Raw genomic sequence first — 17,787 nt, 5'->3', positions numbered from 1 at the left:
CTGACTGCGTGGATGCGGGCGCGTTGATTAAGGTTCGGTGGTGACGCGATTCGGGTACGCGATTGCTGTCGCCGCCGTTTCACACGTAACGCGACAATCCACGACTTGGGGGCAGGCGTGTAGAGACGCTGCGCGCCGATGGCTGCGGGAAATGCCCACGCAGCACCTGCACGAATTCCAGAAAACAAAAAGCCCAACCGGTGAGGGCTGGGCTTTTTGTTTAAATTCTCTGGGGTGGCTGATGGGACTCGAACCCACGACGACAGGAATCACAATCCTGGACTCTACCAACTGAGCTACAGCCACCACTGCAAAACTTTTGCGATCACGCTTCAAAAACTTCAGCGGCAATCGAGAAGAAAGATTATATACACACCCTATTACGCTTGCCTAGTCCCTCAGTCAAATATTTCGGCAGACATTTCCGCGGACGCTGCGAAAGTCGCGCGCAGTTCCTGGCGCGCTTCGTCGAAGATTGCCAGATCCGCCTTCGCGAGCTTGCGGCTGTCTGACAGCACGCGTCGCCAGCCACGCGCGCCCGCAACGCCGCGATACAGCCCGAGCGCGTGGCGCGATATCGCACCCAGATACGTTCCGCGCGCAATCTCGTGTGCGCAGTAGTCGATCAGCTTCGCTTCGATCGCTTCGCGCGTGGGCACAGGTTCGGCCGCGCCGTAGAAGCGCGCGTCGACATCGGCCAGCAGGTACGGGTTGTGATACGCCTCGCGGCCGAGCATCACGCCGTCGACATGGGCAAGGTGCGCCTCGACTTCGTCGAGCGTCTTGATGCCGCCGTTGATGACGATCTCAAGCTGCGGGAAATCGCGCTTGAGCTGGTACGCGTAGTCGTACTTGAGCGGCGGGATCTCGCGGTTTTCCTTCGGGCTCAGGCCCTTGAGAATCGCGTTGCGCGCGTGGACGACGAACACGTCGCAGCCGGAGTCCGCCACCGCGCCGACAAAGTCGCGCACGAACGAATACGCCTCGACGCTATCCACGCCGATGCGGTGTTTGACGGTCACCGGCACCGAGACGGCGTCGCGCATCGCCTTCACGCAGTCGGCCACCAGTTGCGGCTCGTTCATCAGGCATGCGCCGAATGCGCCACGCTGTACGCGCTCGGACGGGCAGCCGCAGTTCAGATTGATTTCGTCGTAGCCCCACTGTTCGCCGAGCTTCGCCGCGCGCGCCAGGTCGTCCGGCTCGCTGCCGCCCAACTGAAGCGCCACCGGCGCTTCGGCCGGCGTGAACGCGAGATGGCGTGGCACGTCGCCGTGGAGCAGGGCACCCGTCGTCACCATCTCCGTGTACAGCCACGTGTGCCGGGAGATGAAACGGTGCAGCGAGCGGCAGTGACGATCGGTCCAGTCGAGCATCGGCGCGACGCATACGCGACGGGGGCTGGCAATACGGTTGGCGGACATGGGAAGGCGGACGGCTGGCGTGGAACAACCTCGCATTTTAACTCACGCGTCCAGGCGCGTTGCGCACCGCGCAAAGCAGCGCAGTGCGTTTTCGGCGTGCGCGAGCCGCGGAGAAACCCTCTTGTACTTATGTATTCCTGGCGACCATTCGTGCGTCGTGAAAAGTTTTTTTTGCGGGTCGTATTAGGGTCTGTTCGTGGCTCAGCCGCGCCAGGATTGGCTGACAGAATTGTTTCGGAATTCAGAATAGTAAATTCGTTTGATCGTCATTATTTTCTGATAGTAGGTGTATACACTAGGTCTCGTTGACGCGGCTCATGGGTTCATGACCTCCCAGGTGCGGCGCCTCCCGGAAACGCAACCGAACCTGATATTGGAGTCCACCATGAAGACCAAACTGATCGCCGCGCTGCTGGTCGCAGCTTCCGCTTCTATCGCTGCTCCGGCGTTCGCCAGCGGCTATGGCCCGGCGCCGTTCTACCGTCCGGAAGTCGGCGCGCCGGCTTCGCAGCACGGCATGAGCGCCCAGACCGTTGCGGCTGAGCGTGCACAAGAAGCGAACGGCGCGGCCTACGGCGGGGTCGACACCACGCTGTCGCAGTCGGGCAGCCACGACAAGGCCGGCCCGCGTTCGACGTACTTCGGCCACTAAGCCAAGCCGGACCTGCTTCGCCGCCCCTGCTTCACAGTCCGACTGTCTGGGCGGCGCATACGCCGGGTGTCCACAAGACACCCGGCGTTTCGTTTTGTCCGTCCGGTGGACCAGGTTTGAGCGTTTTGGCGGGTTAGTGGTGAGTGGTTACCTGCTTGTCGATGGCATCGCGCATCCGGTCGAACGATGCGTCGAACGCGTTGTCCTGGTGCCGGAAGCGTCCGGCGGCGATGCCGTCGATCGGCACCTCGGCGGTCAGATCTTCGGTCAGACTGCGGATCCTCTGGGACGAGATGAAAAAGCCGTGCTCGTGGTCGCCATCGACGCCCGCGATCATGTCGAAACCCCTGTACTCATAGGCGCGCTGGTTTTCCATCGCGTGATCTCCTGTCTCGTTGTCGGGCGTGCCCGATTCTGGCACGTCTGCGGACTTCGGCATTTTGCACTGCGCGGGCGCGCTGCAGTCGCCGCCGCGCGGCCGTCACTGGGGCGGCATCGCAGGGCAGTATTACCTCGTGCGCAGCTAGAACTGGGTCGTGGAGCGCGTCGGGCCGTAACTGGCCCTCGGTGCCTCAGGTCACCATGCAGGCCGCCGTTCAGGCCGCCATTAACGTCACCGTTCAGGTCGCCATTAAGGTCGCCTCGCCGCAGCGTATGCCGCGCATAGCCGGGCCGGTCATGCCGGGTCCGGCTTTTTTGCGCGTTATGACAAGACCATCCACGGCGGCTGACGCGGCAGGCCGGTCCCCTGAAAAATCCGCTGCGACGTGGTAGTTTCGCGCTCACCCCCAACTCACGATGGAATGACGCTTCAATGGAATACCGCACTCTCGGAGACACGAACGTCCAGGTCAGCCTGATCGGCCTTGGCACCATGACGTGGGGCGAGCAGAACACGGAGCGCGATGCGCACGAACAGATCGACTACGCGCTCGATCACGGCGTCACGCTGATCGACGCGGCGGAGATGTACCCCGTGCCGCCGCGCGCCGAGACACAGGGTTTGACCGAGCGCTATATCGGCACGTGGCTTGCGAAACATCCGGCAGTGCGCGAGCGCATCGTGCTGGCAACGAAGATCGCCGGGCCGGCGCGGCAGCCGCACAATCCGCGCCATATTCGCGGTGAAACGAACCAGTTCGACCGCAAGAATCTCACTGAGGCGCTCGACGGCAGCCTGAAACGCCTGCAGACCGATTACGTCGACCTTTACCAGCTGCATTGGCCCGATCGCAGCACGATGACGTTCGGCCGCAACGCGTATCCGTGGATCGACGATGCGTACACCGTGCCGATCGAGGAGACGCTTTCGGTGCTCGCCGACTTCGTGAAGGCGGGCAAGGTGCGTCACATCGGCGTGTCGAACGAGACGCCGTGGGGCGTCGCGCAATTTCTGCGGGCCGCAGAAAAGCTCGGCCTGCCGCGTATCGTCAGCATCCAGAATCCGTACAGCCTCCTGAACCGCACGTACGAAACCGGGCTTTCGGAGTTCACGCATCATGAAGGCGTCGGCCTGCTTGCGTATTCGCCGCTCGCGTTCGGCTGGCTCTCCGGCAAGTACGAGGGCGGGGCGAGGCCGGAAGGTGCGCGCATCACGAAGTTCGAGCGCTTCGCGCGCTACAGCAATCCGCAGGCCGTTGCGGCCACGTCGCGCTACGTGGCGCTCGCGAAGGAGCATGACATCACGCCCGCGCAGTTCGCGCTTGCCTTCGTCAATAGCCGGCCGTTCGTGACGAGCAATCTGATCGGCGCGACGTCGATGGCGCAGTTGAAGGAGAATATCGCCAGCATCGACGTGAAGCTCTCGCCCGAGGTGCTCGCCCAGACCGACGCGCTTCACGCGCTGCAGCCCAATCCCGCGCCGTAACCTCGGCACGACACAGGGCACGACACAGGGCACTACGCCGCGCGCCGCCACAACGGCGGCGGCGGCGCGTGTATTCTTGCGGATCGCGGCGAAAGCCGTTGGCGAATCGTGATCCATACACTACGATCCAGCTTGCGCTTCGGGGCCGCATCAAAGAAGAAGCCCCGGCGCCCGCACGCATTTTCTCGGAGAATTCTCGCAATGACGACCGCACGCGAAACGCAGGCCACGCCCTCGTACGGCTGGCGCCTTTTTATCTTGTTGGCGATCGTTGGTCTCTTTTACGTCAAATGGTTTCCGTACTATCACCGCGCATTCACAGCCGAGGCGACGCACTCGATCGGCCACTCCATCCTGATGGGGACCGAAGCGAACGCGCCCGCGCCGTCGCTTTCCGCCGCGCTCGATTACGCGTGGACCTACGGCAAGGCGATCTGGCAGGCGATGGTGCTGGGGCTGCTGCTCGGCTCGGCCGTCCAGGCGCTGCTGCCGCCGCAGTGGGTTGCGCGCGTGCTCGGCCGGCACAGCTTCGGTAGCGTAGCCGCGGGCGGGCTGCTCGCCGTGCCCGGCATGATGTGCACCTGCTGCGCTGCACCCGTCGTGGCCGGATTGCGGGCACGCCATGCTTCGGTGGGTAGCGCGATTGCATTCTGGCTCGGCAACTCGGTGCTCAATCCCGCCACGCTCGTGTTCATGGGGTTCGTGCTCGGCTGGCAGTGGAGCCTGTTGCGGCTCGTGCTCGGCGTGACGATGGTGTTCGGGCTGGGCTGGCTCGCGAACCGGCTCTCGACGAAGGAAGAAGCGCCGGCCGCCGACGATCGTCTTGCCCAACTCACATCCCAGCAGGCGGGCAGCGGCAACATGTTCGTGCGTTGGGCGCAGCTGTTCGTGCGCATGACGGTGCGGCTCATCCCCGAATACATCGTGCTCGTGCTGCTGCTCGGCGCGGCGCGCGCCTGGCTTTTTCCGCATATCAGCCCGGAGGTGACGAGCAGCCTCGGCTGGATCGTCGCCTTCGCGGTGGCGGGCATGCTGTTCGTGATCCCGACGGCAGGCGAGGTGCCGATCATCCAGGCGATGCTCGTACTCGGCATCGGTGTCGGCCCCGCAGGCGCGCTGCTGATGACGCTGCCGCCCGTGAGCGTGCCGTCGCTCGCGATGCTGGCGGGCTCGTTCCGTCCGCGCGTGCTCGCGCTCGTCGCGGCGGTGGTGGTGCTGTTCGGCATCGCTGCGGGCTACGCGGCGGTCGCGCTCGGATTTTGAAGGCGTTTGCCGTCGTGGCACGCCAGAGCGATTGAACGGGTTTTGCGCCACGCTCGCCATTCGGCATTGGCGCGGCGCATGAACCAGGCATCAACCAGGCATCAATCAGGCATGGATCAGGCATCAACCAGGCACGAATCGCGGACGCTGGCGCGTTCGTGTGCACAGGAGAGGGCCGCGGCCCGGAAAACAGTATGGCTCAGCAGAAGACGAACCCGAAACTCGAACAAGCTCTGACGCGCGGCGACCTCGCCATCCGGCAGGCCAACTCGGCACGTGCGACAGCCGTATTGCGGGCGCTCGGCAAGATGATCGTGGAGGCGTCGGCGACGATCGGCGTCGAGGCCGACACGTTGATCCCCGAAGCCGACCGCATCTACGATCCCGCCGACGGTTTGTGGCCGCAGCAATTGCTGGTGTCGCTCGACGGTCCGGTCGAGGATTCGGATCCCGAGGAAGTCCGCACCGTGTATCTCTTCGCGGACGCCGCAGTGACGACGTTCCGGGTCGAGTGGCATCGCGCTGACGGCAAGCTCGGCCGGCACGAAGGCGGTCCCTTTGCGACGGTCGCATTCATCTCCGACGTGGACATTCCCTGGGGCGACGACGAAGAGTGACTCGCCGGGTTTTTCGGCTTCGCGGGTGCGCTTTCCGCCGCCGCCCGCGTCTTCAGCGCATCATGCGCCGGCGAAACAGCACCGTTGCAATCGCGAACGGCACCGCCACGTAGAAAGCCAGTACGAACAGATGGAGCCCCGCGTGTTCGATGGGGCGCCCGAGCATCGCCGGACGAATCAGTTCGACCGCGTGCGCAAGCGGCAGCATCAGCGTGACGTGTTGTGCGGCCGCAGGCAGTTGCGTGATCGGGAAGAACACGCCTGAGAGCAGCAGCATCGGCGTAAGCACGAGCGTCTGATAAAACATGAAGAAATCGTATGACGGCGCGAGTGCCGTCACGATCATCGCGCAGCTGGCGAACGCGAGTCCGGCGAGCGCGATCACGGGCAGCGCGAGCAGCATCGACGGAAAGTTCGCATAGCCGAGCGCGCCCGCCACGAGCATGATCGCCGCGCCCGAGAGCATCGATTTGCTTGCGGCCCACACGATCTCGCCGAGCACGATGTCGCCGAGCGAGAGCGGCGTATGCATGATCGCTTCCCAGGTGCGCTGGACGTGCATGCGCGAGAAGCCCGAATACATCGACTCGAAGCTCGCCGACATCATCACCGACGACGAAACCGTGCCCGCCGCGAGAAACGCGATGTACGAGACGCCGTCGACGTGCCCGACCATCAGCCCGAGTCCGAAACCGAGGCCGAACAGATAGATCATCGGATCGGCGAGATTGCCGAACATCGATGCGATTGCGAGCTTGCGCCACACGAGATAGTTGCGCCGCCAGACCGCGATCCAGTGCGTTGCGCTCGACGGCAACGCCGCGCGCGGCTCGCGCTGCGGCGTGCTGGCGGGGTGCGCTGGCGGCGCCTTTTCGGTGCGTGCGTCCATGATGTCCTGTGAGTGGGGCTGCCGGGTTTCGTCGTTGCGGTTAGTTCTGTGGCGGGTCGTCGTGCCGCTGTTCGTCCTGCCGCTGTCAGTCCTGCATCTCGCGGCCGGTCAGCCGCAGAAACACGTCTTCGAGATTGGCGGGCCGGTGCAGGTAACGCAGGTCCGCGCGATGGCGCAGCCGCTGATGAATCGGCTGCGGATCTTCGACGTAGCAAAAGAGCGTCTCGCCGCTGATCTCCGTCCGTTCGGCAAAGGGCGCCAGCTCGTCGCGCAGCGCGGCTGGATCGGGGCCGTAAACCTCGACCACGTCGTAGCCGATCTCCGACTGAATCAGCGCATGCGGCGCGCCTTCCGCAATCTTGCGGCCTTCCTCGATCACGCACACGCGGTTGCAGAGCCGTTCGGCTTCCTCCATGAAATGCGTCGTGAGCAGAATCGTCTTGCCGCGCGCAAGCAGCGAGCGCAGACGCTCCCAGATCAGGTGGCGCGCCTGCGGGTCGAGGCCTGTGGTCGGTTCGTCCATGACGAGCACGTCGGGGTCGTTGACGAGCGCGCGGGCGAGCGTGAGGCGTCGCCGCATGCCGCCCGACAGCTCGCCGACGCGCGCATCCGCCTTGCTCTCGAGGCGTGCGAATTCGAGCAGCGGCGCAACGAGCGCACGCGTCTCGCTCGCGGATAACCCGAAGTAGCGCCCGAACACGAGCAGGTTTTCGCGGACGGTGAAATCGGGGTCGAGGTTGTCGAACTGCGGCACGACGCCCACGCGCGTGCGGGCGTGGCGCGCCCGTGCAGGCACCGGCTCGCCGCACAGGCTGATGCGCCCGGCATCGGGCGCGACGATGCCGAGCAGCATGCGCAGCGTCGTTGTCTTGCCTGCGCCGTTGGGGCCGAGGAGTCCAAAGCACTCGCCGGGGACGACGTGGAACGACAGGCCATTAACGACTGTCCTGTCTCCGTAGTGTTTGATGACCTGCTCGAATTCGATGGCGGGTGCGGGCATGGACCGTAGGAGCATGAATCGATGGAAGCGGCGCGCGCGTGGCGCACGGTGAGGCGGCCTATTCTAGAACATTGCCGCGCAGGCGGCAGGCGGCGAACCGCGTCGCGTCGCGCGTGCCTGGGCGGCGGTGCAGGGCGCGCATGCACGACGGGGCCGGACCTGGCGTTTTCCAGCCCTTGCATGTGCAATTGCGGCGCAGCATGATGGGATTGCACGGCGCGCGATCTGTGCGGGCCGGGGAGAAACCATCATGGCGAGCTACAAGAAAATCCTGCTTTGTTATGACGGCTCGCGCGAAGGCCGCAAGGCGCTGCGCTGCGGCGCGGATCTGGCGCTGGACCTGCATGCTGAAACACACCTGCTGTCGGTCGTCGACATGCGCTCGACGATTGCCCAGAGCGCCGGCCTCCTGACCGACGTGGCCTGCGGCCGTTTCGAAGAGACCGCGCGCGAAATTCTTCAGGAGGGCGTGGACTGGCTGACCGAGCGCGGCGTGCGTGCGCAGGGCCATTTCGCTTTCGGGCATCCGATCGACGAGATCGCGAATCTCGCCAACGAACTGCAGGTGGATCTGGTGGTGGTCGGCCATCGCTGCCGCACCGGGCTTTCGCGCTGGTGGATGGGCGCGGGCAACACGCCGCTGCTCGACCGCGTGTCCTGCAGCATTCTTGTGGCGTGTTCCTCGGCGGCCGAGCAGAAGCAACAGCAAGCGGCCGCCTGAGCGATGCACTTGAGGGCTGTGGTTCACGCTCGCAGTTGACGCAATTACACCGCCATCGAGCAGATATCGGGCAATGCCGTTATTGGTCAGGCTCGCTCAATTCGACCGCGCCGAGCTTCCAGGCAAACGGCCCATGACGTTGCAGGACGGCGGAATAACGTATGCCGTTCTCGCTGCGCTGCCAGGTCACCACAAATTCATTGAGCCCGCGGTAGCCCGCTGTGGTTTGCGGGTGACCCGGCTCATTCTTCGCTGAATCTGCCGAAGCCGTTTGTGCGTTGGATTGTGCGCTGGATTGTCCGTTGGACTCTGCGCTTGATTCTGCACTGGACTCTCCCGGCGGATTCCCCGGGGCGGGCGCGGGCGGCGGCTGCTCGCCGGGTTTTCCGCTGGGCGGCATTCCGTTGAGCAGTGCGGCGACGCCGTCCGGCGTCGTATAAGCATCCACGAGCGGTCCGATCAGCGCCGCGCCGATCGCGGCGCCGAACAACAGCAGCGGGTTGCTGCTGTGTTGCGCCTCCACGCGCCGCTTCAGCATGCCGCCAACCTGTTCCTTGAGGCTCACGCGCAACGCCGGATAGTCGACGTATTCGTTCAGCGTTTCGGCATCGCGTGCATCGGCGGCGGCCTTGAGCCGATGCAGCACCAGATACGGCGAGGCATAGCTGTAGCCCACTGCGGTCACGATGAGCGCCACCGCAACCACGATAGCGACAGGCTTGATCCAGCGTTTGTTCGATAGGGATTCGGTCATATTTGAGTTCGGATCGTCGAAGGCACACGTTGTGTGGACCGCGTGCGCGCGGAAACGATCCCGAACTCTCCCGTTGCCTTTACCGTTTTGCCGTTACTTCGCGAGCGCCGAGGGCAGATCTGCGTGCTGTTCCGCGATGCAGCGGTCGATCATCCGGCAGACCGCATCGACCGTACCGACCATGATGAGCCGCGAAGGCCCGTGGTACACGCGTACAGGCGCACGACGGCCGGGTTCGGTGTGGTTCAGCGCGCTGTTGAGCGAAACGCGCGCGAATGCGGGCTGCGCGGACGGCAGCGGCGGCAGTTCGACGAGGCCCGCGGCCAACCCGACTGCGGGTCCAGCCGTCGACCCGACTTCGGACCCCGGTTCGGTGTCGCTCAGACTGTCGAAGAGCGAGCCGGATTGCGCGGCTCCCGACATGCGCGTGTTCTTCGCCGCGCAGCCGGCAAGGCCGCGCAGATGCCGCAGACGGCCAAATTGACGAAAGGGCAGCAAACGGGCAAGGCGTTCCATAACTCCCTCCAGACAGCGTTTAGACGACAGCGTTCAGACGATCAGAATTCGGTGGGGCGAATCAGGCCGACGGCGATGCCTTCGAGCGCGAACTCCACACTGCCGGCCTCGACGAAGATGTTGTCGTAGTCGGGGTTCTCGGCGATCAGTTCGAGCCCGTTGGGCCGGCGCTTCAGGCGTTTCACCGTGACATCGTCGCCAAGGCGGGCGACGACGATCTGGCCGTCCTTCGCTTCGCTCTTCTTCTGCACGGCGAGCAGATCGCCGTCCAGGATGCCCGCGTCGCGCATCGACAGGCCGCGCACCTTGAGCAGGTAGTCGGGCCTGCTGGAGAAGAGCGCCGGGTCGCACGCGTAGTGCTGCGCGATGTGCTCCTGCGCGAGAATCGGACTGCCCGCCGCGACGCGGCCGACGAGCGGTAGCGAGAGCTGCATGATGCTCGGGTGCGGCAGCGTGAACTGGTGCGGGAGGTCGTCCGGGCCGGGCAGGAGACGGATGCCGCGCGACGCGCCTGCGGCCAGTTCGATCACGCCCTTGCGTGCCAATGCGCGCAAATGCTCCTCGGCGGAATTGGCGGAGCTGAAACCGAGTTCGGCCGCGATCTCGGCGCGCGTGGGCGGAAAGCCGGTGCGCTCGATCGCGCGCCGGATCAGATCGAAAACCTGCTGCTGTCGTGCGGTGAGTTTGGTCATGGCGACACTGTATGAATAGACAGGTGACTGTATTTTTATACAGTATCGGATCCTTTTCAAGTGTTACTTGAAGTTCTCCGTTCGGAGGGTGTTTTCGCGGCGTTTGCCCGCTGCCGGGCGGATGCGGTGGCGGCGCAGCCATGTCCGTGTGGCCGGGGTGAGGGAGGGCTTACCACTTTTCGGCATTAAAAAATGAAGAAACATTATTTTTAATGATTTAAGCCGCTCGTTAGACTGCCCTTCATCGTGAGCATGCAGGCACGCAAGGCCCGTGCAAGACCCACGCAAAGACAACACGGAGAAAAATGGATGGGCATTCTGGACAACGGAAAAGCGGGCTGGATCAATCGACTGGCGGCGCGGTTGATCGTTGGCGTGGCGCCGGTCCTCGGCATGGCGGCGCTCGTCGGCATGGCGGCGCACGCGCCCGCAGCGCATGCGGATACGCCGTTGCTGAACGTCTCCTACGATCCGACGCGCGAGTTGTACCAGCAGGTCAACGAGGCTTTTGCGAAGCAGTGGAAGGCGAAGACCGGCGAGTCGCTCACGATCAGACAGTCGCACGGCGGTTCGGGCGCGCAGGCGCGCTCGGTGCTGGACGGCCTGCAAGCCGATGTCGTGACGCTCGCGCTCGCCTGGGATATCGACGCGCTCGCGAAGAAGGGCCTCGTGAAAGCCGACTGGCAAAAGCGTCTGCCCGACAACGCCGCGCCGTACACCTCGACCATCGTGTTTCTCGTGCGCAAGGGCAATCCGAAGCACATCAAGGACTGGGACGATCTCGTCAAGCCGGGCGTCTCGATCGTCACGCCGAATCCGAAGACCTCAGGCGGCGCGCGCTGGAATTATCTCGCGGCGTGGGCGTACGCCGCGCATCAGCCGGGCGGTAACGACCAGAAGGCGAAGGCGTTCGTCACACAGCTCTACAGGAACGCCGGCGTGCTCGACTCGGGCTCGCGCGGAGCGACGACGAGCTTCGTGCAGCGCGGCATCGGCGACGTGCTGATCGCGTGGGAAAACGAAGCGTTCCTGTCGCTCAGGGAGTTCGGTTCCGGGAAGTTCGAGATCGTGGTGCCGTCGGTGAGCATTCTCGCGGAGCCGCCGGTGGCCGTCGTCGACAAGGTCGTGGACAAGCGCGGCACGCGCAAGGTCGCCGAGGCTTATCTGCAGTTCCTGTACAGCGAGGAAGGCCAGGAGATCGCGGCGAAGAACTTCTACCGTCCGCGTTCGGACAAGGTGCCGGCTGCGCTGACGTCGAGGTTTTCGAAGCTGAAGCTCTACACGGTCGACGATTCGTTCGGCGGCTGGGCGAACGCGCAGAAGGTTCATTTCGCCGATGGCGGCGTGTTCGATTCGATTTACCAGCCGCAGTGAAAACTCCCCGCAGCATTCTGAAAGAGCAACAAGCATGACGACGTTACGCTTACGCAAGCCCGGCGCGTTGCCGGGCTTCGGCCTGACACTGGGCATCACGGTGGCTTATCTGAGCCTCGTGGTGCTGATTCCGCTTGCGTCCACCTTCCTGAAGACCGCGACGCTCGACTGGGCGCAGTTCGTGCGCGCCGTGGCGTCGCCGCGCGTGATCGCGTCGTACCGGCTCACGTTTTTGGCCGCGCTCGGCGCCGCGCTCATCAATGCCGTGTTCGGCCTTCTGCTCGCCTGGGTGCTCGTGCGCTACACGTTCCCGTTCAAACGCGCCATCGACGCGCTCGTCGATCTGCCTTTTGCGCTGCCGACCTCGGTCGCGGGCATCTCGCTCGCGGCCGTGTACGCGGGCAACGGCTGGATCGGCCAGTTTCTCGAACCGCTGGGGATCAAGGTCGCCTTCACGTCGCTCGGCGTACTCGTTGCGCTCACATTCATCGGTCTGCCGTTCGTCGTGCGCACCGTGCAGCCCGTGCTCGAAGACTTCGAGCGCGAGCAGGAGGAGGCCGCCGCGTGCCTCGGCGCGTCGCGCTGGCTCACGGTGCGCCGCGTCGTGCTGCCCGCCGCATTGCCCGCGCTGCTCACCGGTTTCGCGCTTGCGTTCGCGCGCGCCCTCGGCGAGTACGGCTCGGTGATCTTTATCGCGGGCAACGTGCCGATGAAGTCCGAAATCACCTCGCTTCTCATCATCACCAAGCTCGAACAGTACGATTACGCGGGCGCGACCGCGCTGGCCGTCGTGATGCTGTGCGTCTCGTTCGTCATGCTGCTCATCATCAATTCGCTGCAGTGGTATTTGCAGCGCCGTACGAGCCGAGGCGCTTCATCGCCTTCGTCGTCTGGGCCGTCTTCATCGTCGTCCGCGCCGCATGACCCGGCGCAGCGCGCAGTCGCTACGGGAGGTGCGCAATGAGCACGCCTCAACGGCCGCCGCGCCGCCCCGATCCGGTCACGGAAGCGCCCTGGGTGCGCTGGCTGCTCACCAGCGCCGCGCTCGTCTTTCTCGCGCTCTTTCTGCTGGTGCCGCTCATCGCGGTGTTCTCGCAGGCACTCTCGAAGGGCGTCGGCTTCTACTTCGCGTCGCTCGCCGATCCCGACGCCGTCTCGGCGATCGAGCTCACGCTCATCACCGCGGCTATCGCCGTGCCGCTCAATCTCGCGTTCGGGCTGGTCGCTTCATGGACGATCGCCAAATTCGAGTTTCGCGGCAAGGCGCTGCTGACCACGCTGATCGATCTGCCGTTTTCGGTGTCGCCCGTGATCTCGGGTCTCATCTACGTGCTGCTGTTCGGCGCACAGGGCTGGCTCGGGCCATGGCTCGCCGACCACGACGTGCAGATCATCTTCGCTGTGCCGGGCATCGTGCTCGCCACGATCTTCGTCACGTTTCCGTTCGTTGCGCGCGAACTGATTCCGCTGATGCAGGCCCAGGGCAACGACGAGGAAGAGGCAGCGCACGTGCTGGGCGCGTCGGGCTGGCAGATGTTTCGCCGCGTCACGCTGCCGAATGTCCGCTGGGGTTTGCTCTACGGCGTGATTCTCTGCAATGCGCGGGCGATGGGCGAGTTCGGCGCGGTGTCGGTGGTGTCGGGCCACATTCGCGGGCTGACCGACACGATGCCGCTGCACGTCGAGATTCTCTACAACGAATACAACTTCGCGGCGGCTTTCGCGGTGGCGTCGCTGCTCGCGCTGCTCGCGCTCGTGACGCTCGGGCTCAAGCTGCTTGCCGAGCGTCATCTCGGCGCGGAACGCGAGGACGAAAGCGCCGCGCCGGCGCTCGCCCCGGATCGCGGCGGGCGCGCGCTCACGCAGATCGCTGCTGCCGCCGCCACCGCAACCACCATTCAACCGGACATGCCACGCGCTGCGCGGCCGGGTGTCGCGCGGCAGGCGCTCGAGTAATCAACGCATCAGTCACACCATTGCATCGGGCCAGCGAAGGCGCCTCGCGGAACACGCTGGCCGAAAACGGAGAGCAGTCAATCATGGGCATCATCGTTCGCAATCTGCAAAAGCGCTTCGGCGATTTCACCGCACTCGACAACGTCTCGCTCGACTTCCCGCCCGGCGAACTCGTCGCGCTGCTCGGGCCGTCGGGTTGCGGCAAGACCACGCTGCTGCGCGTGATCGCGGGCCTCGAATACGCGGACGCGGGCGAGGTCGTGCTGCAAGGCCAGGACGTGGGCGCAGTCGGCGCGCGCGAGCGCCAGGTCGGCTTCGTCTTCCAGCATTACGCGCTGTTCCGCCACATGACGGTGTTCGAGAACGTCGCCTTCGGGCTGCGCGTGAAGCCGCGCAACGAGCGGCCGTCCGAGGCCGCGATTCGCGAGAAGGTGCATGAACTCCTGAAGCTCGTTCAGCTCGACTGGCTCGCGCAGCGCTATCCGTCCGAACTCTCCGGCGGGCAGCGCCAGCGCATCGCGCTGGCCCGTGCGCTCGCCGTCGAACCCAAGGTGCTGCTGCTCGACGAGCCGTTCGGCGCGCTCGACGCGAAAGTGCGCAAGGAGCTGCGCAGCTGGCTGCGCCACCTGCACGACGATCTGCACATCTCGACGATCTTCGTCACGCACGATCAGGAGGAAGCGCTCGAAGTGGCCGACCGCATCGTCGTGCTCAATCGCGGACACGTCGAGCAGGTGGGCAGCCCGCAGGCCGTCTACGACCATCCGCAGACGGCTTTCGTCTACGAATTCCTCGGTGCGGCGAACCGCCTGCGGGGGCGCGTGGAGGCGCAGGGCTTCGTTGTCGACGGCGCGGCGCAGCCGATCGCCGTTGAGGCGGAATTCGTCGGCCCGGCGCTTGCCTATGTGCGCCCGCACGATCTCGTGCTGCATCCGCATTCGGCCGGGCAGCGCGACGGCATCGTCGTGGATGTGCGCCGCGTCGTGACGCTCGGCGGCTCGGTGCGCGTGGAGCTGGCAAGCCATGCGGGCGGTGCGCTCGAAGCCGAACTCGATCGCGAGGCGTGGCGCGCGCTGAGCCTGACCGTGGGCGACTACGCGACCGCCGTGCCGCGCGGCCTGCGCGTGTTTCCTGCGCACTGAGCGGCGCACCGAGCGGCCCGTTTTGGGCATTTACAGCGCCTTCAAATCGCGCGCATTCAACCTGATCAGACCGACCAGTCCGGGGACAAGGACATGAATTTCCAGCAGTTGCGTTTCGTACGCGAAGCCGTGCGTCAGAACATGAATCTGACCGAGGTGGCGAACGTGCTGTACACGTCGCAATCGGGCGTCTCGAAGCAGATCAAGGATCTGGAGGACGAGCTCGGCGTCGACATCTTCATCCGGCGCGGCAAGCGGCTCACGGGCCTGACCGAGCCGGGCAAGGCCGTGCATCAGCTGATCGAGCGGATGCTGCTCGATGCCGGCAACCTGCGCCGCGTCGCGCGCCAGTTCGCCGACCAGGACAGCGGCCACCTCGTCGTCGCGACCACCCACACGCAGGCGCGCTACGCGCTGCCGAAAGTCGTGCATCAGTTCCGCGAGGTGTTTCCGAAGGTGCGACTCGCGCTGCGCCAGGGCAATCCGCAGCAGATTGCGCAGTCGATCGTCAGCGGCGAGGCCGATATCGGTCTTTCGACCGAAGCGCTCGACCGCTATCCGGACATCGTGACGTTTCCGTGCTATTCGTGGCATCACGTTGTCGTCGTGCCGAAGTCGCATCCGCTCGTCGGGCGCGAGCAGGTCACGCTCGAAGAGATCGCGGAGTATCCGCTCATCACCTACGACCAGGATTTCACGGGCCGCTCGCACATCGACCAGTCGTTCGCGAAGGCGGGCGTGGTGCCCGACGTCGTGCTGACGGCCATCGACACCGATGTCATCAAAACCTATGTCGAACTCGGTATGGGCGTGGGCGTGGTGGCCGCGATGGCCTACGATCCGAAGCGCGACACCGAACTCGTCGCCCTCGATTCCCAGCACCTGTTCGAGGCGAGCACGACGCGCGTGGGCTTGCGCAAGGGCGCGTTCCTGCGTCAGTACGCGTACCGGATGATCGAGATGTTCGCGCCGCACCTGACCGAGCAGCATATCGCGAGCCAGTTGCGCGAAGGCAACTGAAGCGCCGTGAAGCGATGTGAAGATCGGGCTGTGCGCGCGCAGCGGCGGATCGCTTAAAATCGCCGCCATGAATACGCCCAATCCGACTTCCTCTTCCGCGGCAGCGCAACCGCTGCCGCGCATCGCCGTGCTCGCCACCGGCGGCACCATCGCGGGCTCCGCGCCCGACGCGGCGAACACCGCCGGTTACCAGGCCGGCGTCATCGGCGTCGCGCAGTTGCTGGCGGCCGTCCCCGGGCTCGACGCCATCGCGCAGATCCAGGCCGAGCAGGTCGCGAGCATCGACAGCAAGGACATGGCGCTCGCGCTGTGGACGACGCTTGCGCAGCGCATCAATACGCTGCTGGCGGGCGACGATATCGATGGCGTCGTGATTACGCACGGCACCGATACGCTCGAAGAAACCGCGTGGCTGCTGCATCTCGCGGTCAAGAGCTCGAAGCCCGTCGTGATGACGGCGGCGATGCGGCCCGCTTCGGCTCTTTCGGCCGACGGCCCGCTGAATCTGCTGAACGCGGTGACGCTCGCGGCGAGCGGTGCGGCAGCGGGACAGGGCGTGCTCGTCGCGTTCAACAACCGGATTCACTGCGCGCGCGACGTGATCAAGATCAGCACGTACGCCGTCGATGCGTTCCAGTCGCCGGAAATCGGCGCGCTGGGGTGGGTGCAGGACGGGCGGGTGGAATTCCAGCGCCGCACGTTGCGTGCGCATACGGTCGATTCGCCGTTTACGGCGAACGGCCCGTGGCCGCATGTGGAGATCGTTGCGAGTTATGCGGGCGTGTCGCGCATCGCCGTCGATGCGCTCGTCGCGGCGGGGGTGCGCGGTATCGTCGTGGCCGGGACCGGCAACGGCTCGATTCATTCGACCTTGCAGCAGGCGCTGGTCGAGGCGGCGGCGAAGGGCGTGGCTGTCGTGCGCGCCTCGCGCGTGGGTTCGGGTCACGTGATGCACAACGGCGCGGCGAAAGACGACGCGCTGGGCTTCATCAGCGCGGGCACGCTCAATCCGTACAAGGCGCGCGTGCTGCTGGCGCTCGCGCTTGCGCGCGGCATCACGGATCGGATTGAGTTGCAGCGCGTGTTCGATACGTACTGATCGAGACGTATCCTTCGTCGACGGAACATCCCGTCTTGCGAGATGGTCTGAGCTTGCCTGTTGCCGCAGTGTGACCACCCACCAGGCCACACTGCGCCACGCACTTCACATTCACAGCCTTACATGGACACCGCCCGGTTTCAGGCCGCCAGATTCAGGCCGCCGAAGGTTGCGTGCTGGCCGGTTCCGCGATATCGAAGTGCGCCATGATTTCCAGCGCGCGAATCATCGCCGAGTGATCCCACGCCTTGCCGCCGTTGGCCGCGCAGACGCTGAAGAGTTGCTGCGCGCTCGCCGTGCACTTCGAGAATGCGCGAGGAGGCGAAGCCGCCCATCAGCGCACGGCCCGGTTACTGGAGTGGCGAGGCGTACTGAGCCGCGTTCGCCGCCTCAGGGGCTTGTTGCTCAGGCTCATCCGACCACGAGCACGCCGTTCATCGTCTCGTGCCCCGAACCGCAGAAGATGTCGCAGAGAAACTGCACCGTGCCCGCGTCGCCCGCTTCTGCCGAGAGATGAACCACGATGCCCGGCGGCACGTCGGCGCGCACGCCGAGCTGCGGGATCGAGAAGCCCATTAACGCATCCTCGGCTGTGAGTTCGAACGTCACGCGTTCGTGCGGCGCGAGGGAAATGCGGTTCGGCGTGAATACGAAACGCCGGGCGTGAACCTTGATCACGCGCGGCGCCGCGCGCGCATCGACGCGCAGCAGCAAGCTCGCGCTCGCCGCAGCAAATAGCAGCCAGCGGCGGCGCGCGGGCAACGCCAGGCGCCTGGCAGCGCTCGAACAGGTGAACATGGC

At 65.1% G+C, this 17,787-nt stretch carries 19 protein-coding genes, 1 tRNA gene and 1 pseudogene; 11 read left to right on the top strand and 10 right to left on the bottom strand.

Annotated elements, in window-relative coordinates; translation table 11 throughout:
* Positions 1 to 230: 230 nt before the first annotated feature.
* A tRNA-His gene (locus tag EPN59_RS06200) sits at positions 231 to 306 on the bottom strand.
* Positions 307 to 398: 92 nt separating this feature from the next.
* Positions 399 to 1,424: a tRNA dihydrouridine(20/20a) synthase DusA gene (gene dusA, locus EPN59_RS06195; protein WP_293036766.1), complete on the bottom strand. Its 1,026-nt coding sequence runs from the start codon at positions 1,422 to 1,424 to the stop codon at positions 399 to 401.
* A gap of 385 nt (positions 1,425 to 1,809) precedes the next feature.
* Here dusA and EPN59_RS06190 point away from each other — a divergent pair, with 385 nt between their 5' ends.
* On the top strand, positions 1,810 to 2,076 hold the full coding sequence (locus EPN59_RS06190; protein WP_293036769.1) for a hypothetical protein: 267 nt from the start codon (positions 1,810 to 1,812) through the stop codon (positions 2,074 to 2,076).
* Between the two features lie 133 nt (positions 2,077 to 2,209).
* On the opposite strand, the gene EPN59_RS06185 is transcribed toward EPN59_RS06190, so the two are convergent.
* Complete coding sequence (locus EPN59_RS06185; protein WP_293036772.1) at positions 2,210 to 2,452, bottom strand: hypothetical protein; 243 nt, start codon at positions 2,450 to 2,452, stop codon at positions 2,210 to 2,212.
* Between the two features lie 438 nt (positions 2,453 to 2,890).
* On the opposite strand from EPN59_RS06185, the gene EPN59_RS06180 reads away from it, so the two are divergent.
* The 3 genes from EPN59_RS06180 (at position 2,891) to EPN59_RS06170 (ending at position 5,823) form a co-directional block, all read left to right on the top strand.
* The gene (locus EPN59_RS06180; protein WP_293045715.1) at positions 2,891 to 3,943 is read left to right on the top strand and encodes an NADP(H)-dependent aldo-keto reductase; all 1,053 of its coding nucleotides are present in this window, start codon (positions 2,891 to 2,893) and stop codon (positions 3,941 to 3,943) included.
* Positions 3,944 to 4,144: 201 nt separating this feature from the next.
* Positions 4,145 to 5,206: a permease gene (locus tag EPN59_RS06175; protein ID WP_293045713.1), complete on the top strand. Its 1,062-nt coding sequence runs from the start codon at positions 4,145 to 4,147 to the stop codon at positions 5,204 to 5,206.
* A gap of 194 nt (positions 5,207 to 5,400) precedes the next feature.
* Complete coding sequence (locus EPN59_RS06170) at positions 5,401 to 5,823, top strand: hypothetical protein (protein ID WP_293039557.1); 423 nt, start codon at positions 5,401 to 5,403, stop codon at positions 5,821 to 5,823.
* 52 nt (positions 5,824 to 5,875) lie between these two features.
* On the opposite strand, the gene EPN59_RS06165 is transcribed toward EPN59_RS06170, so the two are convergent.
* Entirely contained in the window at positions 5,876 to 6,712 is an 837-nt protein-coding gene (locus EPN59_RS06165) for an ABC transporter permease (protein WP_293039562.1), read from the bottom strand.
* An 85-nt stretch (positions 6,713 to 6,797) separates the two neighbouring features.
* Positions 6,798 to 7,712, bottom strand: a complete 915-nt coding sequence (gene nodI / locus EPN59_RS06160) for a nodulation factor ABC transporter ATP-binding protein NodI (RefSeq protein WP_293040525.1) — start codon at positions 7,710 to 7,712, stop codon at positions 6,798 to 6,800.
* 250 nt (positions 7,713 to 7,962) lie between these two features.
* Between nodI and EPN59_RS06155 the strand changes: the two genes are divergently transcribed.
* Positions 7,963 to 8,433: a universal stress protein gene (locus EPN59_RS06155; protein WP_293040519.1), complete on the top strand. Its 471-nt coding sequence runs from the start codon at positions 7,963 to 7,965 to the stop codon at positions 8,431 to 8,433.
* A gap of 79 nt (positions 8,434 to 8,512) precedes the next feature.
* Here the strand turns inward: EPN59_RS06155 and EPN59_RS06150 are convergent, their stop codons facing one another.
* From EPN59_RS06150 to lexA, 3 genes are all read right to left on the bottom strand, one after another.
* On the bottom strand, positions 8,513 to 9,187 hold the full coding sequence (locus tag EPN59_RS06150) for a DUF2939 domain-containing protein (RefSeq protein ID WP_293040516.1): 675 nt from the start codon (positions 9,185 to 9,187) through the stop codon (positions 8,513 to 8,515).
* Positions 9,188 to 9,280: 93 nt separating this feature from the next.
* A complete protein-coding gene (locus EPN59_RS06145; protein ID WP_293040513.1) occupies positions 9,281 to 9,703 on the bottom strand; it encodes a hypothetical protein in 423 nt (140 codons plus the stop codon).
* Positions 9,704 to 9,744: 41 nt separating this feature from the next.
* The gene (gene lexA, locus EPN59_RS06140) at positions 9,745 to 10,395 is read right to left on the bottom strand and encodes a transcriptional repressor LexA (protein ID WP_293040510.1); all 651 of its coding nucleotides are present in this window, start codon (positions 10,393 to 10,395) and stop codon (positions 9,745 to 9,747) included.
* A gap of 393 nt (positions 10,396 to 10,788) precedes the next feature.
* Here lexA and EPN59_RS06135 point away from each other — a divergent pair, with 393 nt between their 5' ends.
* The 6 genes from EPN59_RS06135 to EPN59_RS06110 all read left to right on the top strand — a co-directional run bounded on the left by EPN59_RS06135 (position 10,789) and on the right by EPN59_RS06110 (position 16,986).
* Complete coding sequence (locus EPN59_RS06135) at positions 10,789 to 11,769, top strand: sulfate ABC transporter substrate-binding protein (protein ID WP_293040522.1); 981 nt, start codon at positions 10,789 to 10,791, stop codon at positions 11,767 to 11,769.
* A 34-nt stretch (positions 11,770 to 11,803) separates the two neighbouring features.
* Positions 11,804 to 12,733 carry a sulfate ABC transporter permease subunit CysT gene (gene cysT / locus EPN59_RS06130; RefSeq protein ID WP_293040507.1) on the top strand — a complete coding sequence of 310 codons (930 nt, stop codon included), beginning with the start codon at positions 11,804 to 11,806 and terminating at the stop codon, positions 12,731 to 12,733.
* Positions 12,730 to 13,725 carry a sulfate ABC transporter permease subunit CysW gene (gene cysW, locus EPN59_RS06125; RefSeq protein ID WP_293040504.1) on the top strand — a complete coding sequence of 332 codons (996 nt, stop codon included), beginning with the start codon at positions 12,730 to 12,732 and terminating at the stop codon, positions 13,723 to 13,725. Before cysT ends, cysW begins: the two co-directional genes overlap by 4 nt.
* A gap of 83 nt (positions 13,726 to 13,808) precedes the next feature.
* Positions 13,809 to 14,867, top strand: coding sequence for a sulfate ABC transporter ATP-binding protein (locus EPN59_RS06120; RefSeq protein ID WP_293040501.1), 1,059 nt, complete (start codon positions 13,809 to 13,811; stop codon positions 14,865 to 14,867).
* 93 nt (positions 14,868 to 14,960) lie between these two features.
* Complete coding sequence (locus EPN59_RS06115) at positions 14,961 to 15,887, top strand: CysB family HTH-type transcriptional regulator (protein WP_293045710.1); 927 nt, start codon at positions 14,961 to 14,963, stop codon at positions 15,885 to 15,887.
* 67 nt (positions 15,888 to 15,954) lie between these two features.
* Positions 15,955 to 16,986: an asparaginase gene (locus tag EPN59_RS06110; protein WP_293045708.1), complete on the top strand. Its 1,032-nt coding sequence runs from the start codon at positions 15,955 to 15,957 to the stop codon at positions 16,984 to 16,986.
* A 154-nt stretch (positions 16,987 to 17,140) separates the two neighbouring features.
* On the opposite strand, the pseudogene EPN59_RS06105 reads toward EPN59_RS06110, so the two are convergent.
* Together EPN59_RS06105 and EPN59_RS06100 are read right to left on the bottom strand one after the other, a co-directional pair.
* Positions 17,141 to 17,330 (bottom strand): annotated as a pseudogene (locus tag EPN59_RS06105) (2-hydroxy-3-oxopropionate reductase); the annotation flags it as partial.
* 67 nt (positions 17,331 to 17,397) lie between these two features.
* Positions 17,398 to 17,784, bottom strand: a complete 387-nt coding sequence (locus EPN59_RS06100) for a cupredoxin domain-containing protein (RefSeq protein WP_293042193.1) — start codon at positions 17,782 to 17,784, stop codon at positions 17,398 to 17,400.
* Positions 17,785 to 17,787: the final 3 nt, after the last annotated feature.

The organism is Paraburkholderia sp., assembly GCF_004298475.1.
Lineage (GTDB): Bacteria > Pseudomonadota > Gammaproteobacteria > Burkholderiales > Burkholderiaceae > Paraburkholderia > Paraburkholderia denitrificans.
Note: the sequence above shows the minus strand (reverse complement) of the source record. Positions and strands in the feature narration are given on the sequence as shown.

Coding starts and splice junctions, on each gene's coding strand:
- dusA (WP_293036766.1), bottom strand. CDS start 1,424: ATGTCCGCCAACCGTATTGCCAGCCCCCGTCGCGTATGCGTCGCGCCG.
- EPN59_RS06190 (WP_293036769.1), top strand. CDS start 1,810: ATGAAGACCAAACTGATCGCCGCGCTGCTGGTCGCAGCTTCCGCTTCT.
- EPN59_RS06185 (WP_293036772.1), bottom strand. CDS start 2,452: ATGGAAAACCAGCGCGCCTATGAGTACAGGGGTTTCGACATGATCGCG.
- EPN59_RS06180 (WP_293045715.1), top strand. CDS start 2,891: ATGGAATACCGCACTCTCGGAGACACGAACGTCCAGGTCAGCCTGATC.
- EPN59_RS06175 (WP_293045713.1), top strand. CDS start 4,145: ATGACGACCGCACGCGAAACGCAGGCCACGCCCTCGTACGGCTGGCGC.
- EPN59_RS06170 (WP_293039557.1), top strand. CDS start 5,401: ATGGCTCAGCAGAAGACGAACCCGAAACTCGAACAAGCTCTGACGCGC.
- EPN59_RS06165 (WP_293039562.1), bottom strand. CDS start 6,712: ATGGACGCACGCACCGAAAAGGCGCCGCCAGCGCACCCCGCCAGCACG.
- nodI (WP_293040525.1), bottom strand. CDS start 7,712: ATGCCCGCACCCGCCATCGAATTCGAGCAGGTCATCAAACACTACGGA.
- EPN59_RS06155 (WP_293040519.1), top strand. CDS start 7,963: ATGGCGAGCTACAAGAAAATCCTGCTTTGTTATGACGGCTCGCGCGAA.
- EPN59_RS06150 (WP_293040516.1), bottom strand. CDS start 9,187: ATGACCGAATCCCTATCGAACAAACGCTGGATCAAGCCTGTCGCTATC.
- EPN59_RS06145 (WP_293040513.1), bottom strand. CDS start 9,703: ATGGAACGCCTTGCCCGTTTGCTGCCCTTTCGTCAATTTGGCCGTCTG.
- lexA (WP_293040510.1), bottom strand. CDS start 10,395: ATGACCAAACTCACCGCACGACAGCAGCAGGTTTTCGATCTGATCCGG.
- EPN59_RS06135 (WP_293040522.1), top strand. CDS start 10,789: ATGGCGGCGCTCGTCGGCATGGCGGCGCACGCGCCCGCAGCGCATGCG.
- cysT (WP_293040507.1), top strand. CDS start 11,804: ATGACGACGTTACGCTTACGCAAGCCCGGCGCGTTGCCGGGCTTCGGC.
- cysW (WP_293040504.1), top strand. CDS start 12,730: ATGAGCACGCCTCAACGGCCGCCGCGCCGCCCCGATCCGGTCACGGAA.
- EPN59_RS06120 (WP_293040501.1), top strand. CDS start 13,809: ATGGGCATCATCGTTCGCAATCTGCAAAAGCGCTTCGGCGATTTCACC.
- EPN59_RS06115 (WP_293045710.1), top strand. CDS start 14,961: ATGAATTTCCAGCAGTTGCGTTTCGTACGCGAAGCCGTGCGTCAGAAC.
- EPN59_RS06110 (WP_293045708.1), top strand. CDS start 15,955: ATGAATACGCCCAATCCGACTTCCTCTTCCGCGGCAGCGCAACCGCTG.
- EPN59_RS06100 (WP_293042193.1), bottom strand. CDS start 17,784: ATGTTCACCTGTTCGAGCGCTGCCAGGCGCCTGGCGTTGCCCGCGCGC.